General features: G+C 46.6%; 8 protein-coding genes. 4 read left to right on the forward strand and 4 right to left on the reverse strand.

The window, feature by feature from the left end; translation table 11 throughout:
• Positions 1-21: 21 nt before the first annotated feature.
• Both AB4Z17_RS30620 and AB4Z17_RS30625 read right to left on the reverse strand, forming a co-directional pair.
• Entirely contained in the window at positions 22-906 is an 885-nt protein-coding gene (locus AB4Z17_RS30620) for an NAD(P)-dependent oxidoreductase (RefSeq protein ID WP_441964062.1), read from the reverse strand.
• Positions 907-1,133: 227 nt separating this feature from the next.
• Complete coding sequence (locus tag AB4Z17_RS30625) at positions 1,134-2,918, reverse strand: M3 family oligoendopeptidase (RefSeq protein ID WP_441908669.1); 1,785 nt, start codon at positions 2,916-2,918, stop codon at positions 1,134-1,136.
• Between the two features lie 112 nt (positions 2,919-3,030).
• Here AB4Z17_RS30625 and AB4Z17_RS30630 point away from each other — a divergent pair, with 112 nt between their 5' ends.
• Positions 3,031-3,195 (forward strand): YycC family protein, encoded by a 165-nt coding sequence (locus AB4Z17_RS30630; RefSeq protein ID WP_076271027.1) that lies wholly within the window; start codon positions 3,031-3,033, stop codon positions 3,193-3,195.
• Positions 3,192-3,434 (forward strand): hypothetical protein, encoded by a 243-nt coding sequence (locus tag AB4Z17_RS30635; RefSeq protein WP_076271026.1) that lies wholly within the window; start codon positions 3,192-3,194, stop codon positions 3,432-3,434. Before AB4Z17_RS30630 ends, AB4Z17_RS30635 begins: the two co-directional genes overlap by 4 nt.
• On the opposite strand, the gene AB4Z17_RS30640 is transcribed toward AB4Z17_RS30635, so the two are convergent.
• Positions 3,431-4,171 carry a DUF2225 domain-containing protein gene (locus tag AB4Z17_RS30640; RefSeq protein ID WP_441908667.1) on the reverse strand — a complete coding sequence of 247 codons (741 nt, stop codon included), beginning with the start codon at positions 4,169-4,171 and terminating at the stop codon, positions 3,431-3,433. The genes AB4Z17_RS30635 and AB4Z17_RS30640 overlap by 4 nt on opposite strands.
• 4 nt (positions 4,172-4,175) lie before the next feature.
• Complete coding sequence (locus AB4Z17_RS30645) at positions 4,176-4,565, reverse strand: globin domain-containing protein (RefSeq protein WP_076271024.1); 390 nt, start codon at positions 4,563-4,565, stop codon at positions 4,176-4,178.
• Between the two features lie 498 nt (positions 4,566-5,063).
• On the opposite strand from AB4Z17_RS30645, the gene ylbJ reads away from it, so the two are divergent.
• A complete protein-coding gene (ylbJ, locus tag AB4Z17_RS30650; RefSeq protein WP_441964065.1) occupies positions 5,064-6,074 on the forward strand; it encodes a sporulation integral membrane protein YlbJ in 1,011 nt (336 codons plus the stop codon).
• A 77-nt stretch (positions 6,075-6,151) separates the two neighbouring features.
• On the forward strand, positions 6,152-6,850 hold a 699-nt coding region (locus AB4Z17_RS30655; RefSeq protein ID WP_441964064.1), incomplete at its 3' end, for an NAD kinase.

Genomic DNA, 6,850 nt, shown 5'->3' on the forward strand with positions numbered 1-6,850 from the left:
CAGGTACAATATATGGTTGTCCTACTCGTTAAAAATAACTTTATATAACGCTTGTGTTCCGCTATTTTCTTCACCAAGTGAAATAAGTTGCTCATATAAAGATCGTGCTAATGCTAATCCTGGCAAAGGAAGACCCATCTCATCAGCTGACTCGATGGCGATTTTAATATCTTTCACGAAATGTTTTACGTAAAAGCCCGGAGCAAAATCTCCGTTGATAATGCGAGGTCCTAAATTGGATAAGGACCAGCTTCCCGCAGCGCCGGCTTCAATGCTTTTCAATACTTTGCTAGGTTCGAGCCCCGCTTTTTTGGCATAGGCAAGAGCTTCGCTCACGCCAATCATATTGGATGCAATCGCGATTTGATTACACATCTTAGTGAATTGACCCGCCCCTGCCTCACCTTGATGAACGATGTTTTTACCTATGAGCATGAACAATGGCAATATCGCATCATAGGCTTGCTCCGAGCCTCCAACCATAATCGACAGTCTAGCCTCCCTCGCGCCTACATCGCCGCCAGAGACAGGGGCATCCAGCGCCATAAGCCCTCTGGTGCCAGCCTCTGCTTCAATGCGTTTGGCAAGCGCAGGGCTTGAGGTAGTCATATCAATAAGCACCGCATTGGACCTAGCATTTTGCAATAAACCATCGGCTCCAAAATAAACCTCTTCCACATCGGCCGGATAACCTAGCATCGTAATAATAATATCCGATTGCTCCGCAACCAACTTCGGCGAATCCTGCCAAACAGCCTCTTTTGATACCAAGAGGTCTGCTCTTGATTTCGTTCGGTTAAACACATTCACTTCATATCCGTGATCAAGCAAATGGCCCGCCATGCTTGCGCCCATAATGCCCGTTCCAATAAATCCGACAACTTTTTTGTTTGCTTGCTCTTTCAATTCCATTCCGCCTCTCTGTGCTTCTCTATAATCGAACATAGTCTTATTATAATATAATCTGCCTCGCTTCCCGCAAATCAGAGAAATGCACTCCTGTTTTTGCAGAGTTATTTGCAGTAGCTAGAATACTATCCATCCCCATTTCACATAAAAAATAGCCGTAGACCAATGGTTTCCCATGCCTACGGCTAATGCTTTTGCTATTACAGCACTTCTGAAGAAGCGCTTTACTCGTTTGTCATTTCGATGAACTGATCTACATCAACAGCTGTCAATGCAACCGCCTCGCGCCAGAAGTCCATCTCTTCCACATTTACGCCAAGATGCTCTTTAGCAAGCTGCTCTACGGTCATGCGGCCAGTGTCACGAAGCAATGCAACATACTTGTCTTTGAAATCTGAGCCTTCCTTCAGTGCCCTTGCATAAATACCCGCGCTGAATAGATAGCCGAAGGTATAAGGGAAGTTGTAGAAAGGAACATCCGTTAAGTAAAAATGCAGCTTCGATGCCCAGAAATGAGGATGCACCTCACCTAGCGTATCGCAATAAGCTTCCCGCTGTGCATCTTCCATTAAGGAATTAAGCTCTTCAACGGATACTAAACCTTCGCTGCGACGCGCATAGAAACGAGTTTCGAATAAAAAGCGTGCATGAATGTTCATAAAAAATGCAACAGACCGCTGAATTTTATCTTCAAGCAATCCAAGCTTCTCCTCGTCCTCCGTTGCTGTTTTAAGTGCTTGATCCGAAACAATCAGCTCCGCAAACGTCGAAGCGGTCTCAGCTACATTCATCGCATATTCTTGCGACAACGCTGGCAGATCGTTCATGACATGCTGGTGGTAAGCATGACCCAGCTCATGCGCCAGCGTCGAAATATTCGAAGCCGTACCTGAATACGTCATAAATACACGAGTTTGACCGCTCTTTGGAAAAGCAGTGCAGAAGCCGCCTGGACGCTTCCCTGGGCGATCCTCAGCCTCAATCCAGCCATCTTTGAACGCAAGCTTCGAGAATTCCGCCAGATCGGGACTAAACGTCCTGAACTGCTCGATAATAAAAGCTGCTGCTTCGTCATAAGGAATTGTTTTTGTCGCAGCTCCGATTGGCGCTTCTACATCATGCCAGTCCAGCTTCTCCACACCGAGCAGCTTCGCTTTACGATCTAAATAACGAACGAGTACATGTTTGCTCTCTTGGATTGCAGACCACATCGCTTGCAGTGTAGCTTCGCTCATCCGGTTCATTTGCAGCGGCTCCTGCAGCACCGAATCCCAGCCGCGCTTGTCGTACAGCTTTAAACGAAAGCCTGAAATTCGGTTTAACGTCTCTGCACATAAATCCGCCTGCTCTGCCCATTCCCGCTCCCACTCTGTGAATGCCGCCTTCCGAACTTCGCGGTCTCCATCGGATAAGCGGTTGTGCATTTGACCAGCGGATAAAACTTTTTTCTCCCCGTCTTTTCCTACATCGTTAAATTTCGCTCTGGATACAATGACGTTGTAATAATCGCCCCAGCCATGGTAACCGTCTACCGCTAAATCTCCAGCCAGCGCTTCCAGCTCGGGAGCCATTTTCTGCTTCGCAAGCTCGCGGCGCTCAGTCAAGCTAAACGCTACCTCAGCGAGTTGTGGATGCGTAAGCAGCTTTTCCCATTCACTGTCATCAAGCCCACGCAGTACGTTGTCAAAGCGGGTAAGCACCCCTAGAAACTTCGCAGCAAGCGTCTTTACGCGATCGCTTTGCGAGTTCGCAGCTGTGTCCCGCATATTCTGAGCGAGCAAGCAAGAAACAMACGACTCTGTTTCACGCAGCCTAATGATGATGCTTTGCAGAAGCTCCGTCATCGTCGCAATGTCAGAAGCTCCAATGCTTGCTCCCGTTAAAAGTGCGGCATCGAGCTTCTCAATGTCCTCACCTATGCCCTTCAGCTCCTGCAAGAACGCTGCTGAGCTTGAGCCGCCTTCATAAAAAACTTCCAAATCCCAGCTTTGCGGATATCCCTTATTCATTGCTCTCATCCTCTCTTCCATAAAAAAAGCCAAGATGCGGCCGCGTTTTTATTTGCGCAAACCTTCTCGGCAGTGTATAACTTAATTATATCCAGATTGGAGGAATTACACCATGTCTAAACCGTTGCAGATTTCTGCTGATACAGCTGTTAAGCTTTCCGAGCAGCTTGGCGTCCCAATAGAGCACTTAATGCATATGCCGCGCCATATATTATTGCAAAAGCTCGCCGAGCTTGCTAAGCCTAACGCTGCACCTGAGAGCGAAAACAAATCATGATTCCGTTCGAAAAAGCCTGGCCTTATGACATTATTATGGGCGACCTTTATGTATCGAGCTGTCCCTTCTGCCATGCAGAAAACGTGCTGCTTCCAGTAAAACCAGAAGAGCTCCAAGACATACAGGATGGTACGAAACGATTGCTCGTTTTCCCTTGCTGCCATAATAAAGTGACTATTGTTGATGCAGACCGCGATTATTTGCTGACAAACCGTGTTCTAAAAAAGGCGCTCCGCTAAGCGGAAGAAGAAACCGACTGCTTCAATAAATCTGTTCCGTCGTCAGGAGAAGTGTTGCCGGATGCATGTTTTGATCTGGCTTCCATCTCCTCGCGTATAAGCTGCCACTGTTCGCGGCTCGCACGAATCATTGCAGCATCCACGATTTTTTTATCATTCACCACGCGGGAAAACCAACGTACAGCATCGTTTAATTGTCCGATACGACGATTCAGCTCCCCTATTAAAAACATTAGCTTCGCATTGTTAAGCGCAACACCCTCTGCCTCATATACACGAATATAGGCTTGAAGCGCAAACGTAAGAAACCGTTTCTCGTCTTTCTGATTGTCTTCATAACGATACAGCCAAGCAATGTGATGCAAAATACCAGCAAGCACGCGGTCCTTCTCGTCAATGGCTTGGGCTGATAAAAGCGCTAGCTTGTAGCTGGCCATCGCCTTCTTCAGATCGCGCTCCCCGCCATAATCTTGATTGTTCCAATGCATTCCGATTGCATCATGATAGTTCTTTTTTTGCCGATCATTCAACCGCTCCATCCCGTTCTCAGTTGAGGCAAAGCCGCAATTAGGACAAACCCGTACAACATAAAAATCAGGGTTTACGTCCGTTTTATAATATCCGCAAAAGTCAGAGTCCATTCTAGCTGCTCTTTTGAAGCTTGGTCTAACACGCGAAGTCATAAAAGTCTTTTCACAGCAAATGCATATGATTTTGGATAGGTAGAGCGGTTCCATACAATCACGTCTCCTCTTCAGATGTGTTTACAAAGTGGTGTGCAGGTCCGGATAGTCTGTTGATAACGATCTCTTGCAGCTCGTCATTTATGCCAACCTCTTGCAATGCTCTTTGCATGCAGTCAAGCCATGCGCCAGCATGTTCAGGGGTTATAGGAAAATGCATATGTCTTGCTCTCATCATTGGATGTCCATATTCATCAGAATATAAAGAAGGTCCGCCAAAAAATTGCGTCAAAAATAAATATTGTTTTTCTATAACAGGATCAATATCTTGCGGGAACAAAGGCCCAATTAACGGATGGGCTTGTACCTTAGGATAAAAAGAGTTAACAATCAGCCTTAAAGTCTCAGATCCGCCTAAAGCCTCATAAAGGCTTATATTCCTATTCATCGTCAAATTCATCTCCATTGTGTAGGTATTTAGTATTATATCACAAATAAAAGTACGGACTTAACAAAAAAAAGCCCGCGGGATGCTTATCCGGGGCTCATCATATAGTGCGTATTACCCATCAACCTTCATAGTCCTCTTCCCCTGGTGCTGTAAGAGATTCTCGAATGACATAGACGAAAGCACAGACCAAGATGCCAGCGATTATACTCATACCCATCACTCCAACCGTTTCAAAGGTAATTCCATTGTACCATAAAAAAAATAGGAATCCAGCGTTTTGCAAGCGTTTTCTTTGTCAAACTTATTTATTTTTAAAGCATATCCAGTGATGGATATCCTTATTCCCACATATACGTTTAGGAGGGGTTGTACAGCATCTTATGGCATCTGCTCGGCTCCCCTTTCTAATTAGTTGAGGAGGCGGTCTATCTGCTGCGAACGATCATTCATCCCTTATCTATAACCGCGCTTGGCGCAATTATAATCGTGCTTTTAATGACTGTCTTTCCTACAGAAACCCTTCACTCCTCGCTCCGCGGGCTTTCTATTTGGTGGGAGGTGCTTTTTCCAGCGTTGTTCCCTTTCTTCGTCATATCGGAATTGCTGCTCGGCTTCGGTATTGTACATTTTTTCGGCAAGCTGCTTGATCCGCTCATGAGACCTATATTTCGGCTTCCCGGCATCGGAGGTTTTGTCGTGACGATGGGTTACATTTCCGGTTATCCGGTAGGCGCAAAACTTACAGCACAGCTCTTTGAGCAGCGGCTCGTCAACCGAGCAGAGGGTGAGCGGCTTGTTGCCTTTACGACTACTTCTGATCCTATTTTCCTAATTGGTGCCGTGTCCGTTGGTTTCTTCCAAAATGTAGCGATTGCTCCTATACTCGCTGCTGCCCATTACGGAGGCGGCCTTCTTATCGGTCTTCTCATGCGCTTTCACGATAGACATGCCCCTTCATCTGGAACCAAAAAAACGGAGAATACAAGGGAGGGGGTCAGAAAACGACGTCCCTCTCGCATCTCCGAAGCACTCAAGGCGATGCATGAGGCACGATTGCTGGATGGGCGCGGACTAGGACGGCTGCTGCAGGATTCTATCCAGTCGGCGCTGCGGCTTATGATCGTCGTTGGCGGACTCGTCGTTTTTTTCTCCGTCGTAATGGAGATGCTGACGCATGCAGGCATCATTGAGGCGATGGCTGAAGCTCTACTATTTTTGTTTGGTTTAATCGGCCTGCCTAAGCCGCTTGCAGACGCTGGGATATTCGGATTGTTCGAGGTCACATTAGGCTCTCGTTCGGCAGGTACAGCTGGTACTGGACTCATGCATCAAGCTGCAATCGCTGCTTGGGTGCTCTCTTGGGGCGGCTTATCAGTCCATGCCCAAGTAGCAAGCCTGCTCAGCAAAACAGATTTGCGCTATCGTCCTTTTTTTATAGCTAGAATGGTTCATGGTTTAATTGCAATGTCTCTCGTTTACTTGTTATGGGGTTGGCTCGGGCCATGATTAGAGCCGCTCATTGAATTTAAACACAATTTCCTTTATCATCTTAAGTACTATGGAGATCGGAAGGAGATTTACTTTTGAAGTATGCGGTAATTGATCGAGGCGATGATCTATCTAAATCGTTAGCAGAAAAATTTCATAAGCTAGCCGGGGAGCGAGGCTTCACTCGGAATGATGAATCACCGGAAATCGTTATTTCCATCGGAGGCGACGGTACACTGCTCCTCGCTTTTCATAAATATGTAGATCAAATTACGAATGTTGCATTTGTCGGCATTCACACCGGCCATCTTGGATTTTATGCCGACTGGAAGGCAGACGAGCTTGAAGACCTTGTCGCAATGATGGCAGAGGAAACACCACGAATCGTTAGATATCCGCTTGCCGAGATTGAAGTTGAGACACCAAGCGAGACCCGCCATTACTTATCATTAAATGAATTCACACTAAAAGGCGTTGACGGAACGCTGGTCGCCCAAATCAATATAAATGATGAGATGTTTGAAATGTTCCGCGGTGACGGCATTGTCATTTCGACCCCTTCGGGAAGCACAGCGTATAACAAAAGCTTAGGCGGAGCGATTGTCCATCCATCGATAGAATCGCTGCAAATTGCGGAAATCGCTTCGATCAATAATCGTGTATATCGTACACTTGGATCATCCGTGCTGCTGCCGCAGCATCATCACTGCGATATTATCTCTAAGAAAGAGCAGCGGCTGCAGCTCGCAATTGATCATATCAGCATCATGAGCAGCGATATCCGTTCCATCCGC

The sequence above is a fragment of the Paenibacillus sp. TAF43_2 genome, assembly GCF_052113545.1.
Taxonomy (GTDB): Bacteria; Bacillota; Bacilli; order Paenibacillales; family Paenibacillaceae; genus Pristimantibacillus.